This window comes from Hydromonas duriensis, assembly GCF_004363775.1.
Taxonomy (GTDB): domain Bacteria; phylum Pseudomonadota; class Gammaproteobacteria; order Burkholderiales; family Burkholderiaceae; genus Hydromonas; species Hydromonas duriensis.
Genome location: NZ_SNZE01000066.1, coordinates 1 through 1,833, shown reverse-complemented (window position 1 = coordinate 1,833; position 1,833 = coordinate 1). Strand labels below are relative to the sequence as shown.

The following is a 1,833-nucleotide window of genomic DNA, read 5'->3' as shown; positions in this document are numbered from 1 at the left end:
GAATCCACCTATGGCCAACGCCAACAGGTCAATGCGCATACGGGGCAACTTGAACAGGCGTTTGATAACAGCCGCACCACGCATTACATTTATGAACCGAATTCGTTTGTGCCGATGATGCAGGCCGTTAGCAACGGCAGCATTCATCTATTACCTACGCCTGATTATCAAGCGATGATTAACTCGCCCCAAGGCTACGACATCGACCGTGACCCTGTGTGGAGCTATCAAGCTGAACAGTTTGTCCAGCAGTTTAAGCAGATTGCCTTTTACCAATGCGATCACTTGGGTACACCGCAGGAGCTGACCAATATGGATGGTGAAGCGGTGTGGACGGCGAACTATAAAGCTTGGGGCATGGCGAAGGAAGTCATTTCAAAGGCGGCTCAACGTGCTGGATTTACCAATCCGATTCGTTTCCAAGGTCAATACTTTGACCATGAGACAGGACTGCATTACAATCGGCATCGGTATTATGATCCGCATTCGGGGCGGTTTGTTTCTAGGGATCCGATTGGATTACTTGGCGGGGTGAATGTGCATCAATATGCACCGAATCCTACTGAGTGGGTCGATCCGTTGGGGTTACAGAAGAAGCCTGCTAACTCGACAAATAAAACAGGTGTCGGGGCTGCGACTGGTTCTCAATGTGCGAAGTGTTCTTGCCCTTCGGGCGAGATGGATCCAAAAAATATTAATTTTAGCCAAAGAACGGTAACAGGTTCTGGTGCAAAGGGAGCAAGTACTTATGCAGAAAAAATGCAAAATAATGAATGGGATTGGGGGCAAGAGGGTTCAAAAATCAGAGTTATGAATGTTGGTGGACAATATGTTAGTTATGATAACCGACGTTTAGCGGCTGCTCGTCTAGCAGGTAAGAAGTGCGTCCCGGTTGGAATAGTAAATGCTAATTCTCCTGGTCCAATTAAAGGGAAGACTTGGGGGCAGGCATTTGAATTGAGAAGAAACGATCCACGTAACAATCCTGCCGTTCCTCCACAAGGTTTAAACTCATTACCTGAATTTTTATAGGAATATGTTATGAAAGCATTAGATAGTTTTTGGCAGAAACAAGTTTGCCCAATTTTTAATGGAATATTATATGATGATGGCAGAATGCTATCGGTGAAGTTCGACGGTTTTGAGAAAATTGAATTTTCTAATCAAATAACTGTTGACACATTCTTAAATGAAAAAGGGGCTAATTATGTGACAAATATTCATATAAATGGTCTTATAGAAGTAGGCTCTGAAGAAGGTTTTGTTGCATTTGGAGGCGGTAATTTTGAGGAAGATGCTTTTTTTGCTTACGTAAAAAATGACTCACCAAAATGGATGCTTTTTCTTGGGAATGCTGAAGAATTTACAAGTTGTCAGCTTAAGGAAGAAAATTTGATTGAACTCAGCGATAAGGATAAGAAATGGGTATGGCAGTTGGATATAAAAGACCCATCAAAAATTAGGGTGTGCTTCAACCCGTAAGGCGTATTCACCCAGCAACCCGCCACAAGTCTAAATCAATGCTCCCCCTCCTTATTATCTCTTTACCGTCACCTAACCCAAGCGTGCTTTGTACCGCTTGGGTTTTCTGCATTTAAACAAAAGGATAAAACCAACGCCGCAGGCGAGGTCACCAGCTACACCTACACCCACATCGGCAAGAACGCAGGGCATTTAGAATCGATTACGCATCCAGATGAAACCGTCGAACGTTTCATGCACGATGGCGAAGGTCGATTACTCACACACACAGACGCGAAAGACCGTCCAACCAACTACCGCTACAGCGTTGCAGGGTTAGTCGCCGAGCGCATTGACGCGGCGGGCAACGAG

2 protein-coding genes are annotated in these 1,833 nt (G+C 44.8%); both read left to right on the top strand.

Annotation, left to right across the window (positions count from 1 at the left end):
- A partial coding sequence (locus tag DFR44_RS11290; protein ID WP_211336973.1) for an RHS repeat domain-containing protein occupies positions 1 to 1,032 on the top strand: 1,032 nt, incomplete at its 5' end.
- A 9-nt stretch (positions 1,033 to 1,041) separates the two neighbouring features.
- Complete coding sequence (locus tag DFR44_RS11285; RefSeq protein ID WP_133621663.1) at positions 1,042 to 1,482, top strand: hypothetical protein; 441 nt, start codon at positions 1,042 to 1,044, stop codon at positions 1,480 to 1,482.
- Positions 1,483 to 1,833 lie beyond the last annotated feature (351 nt).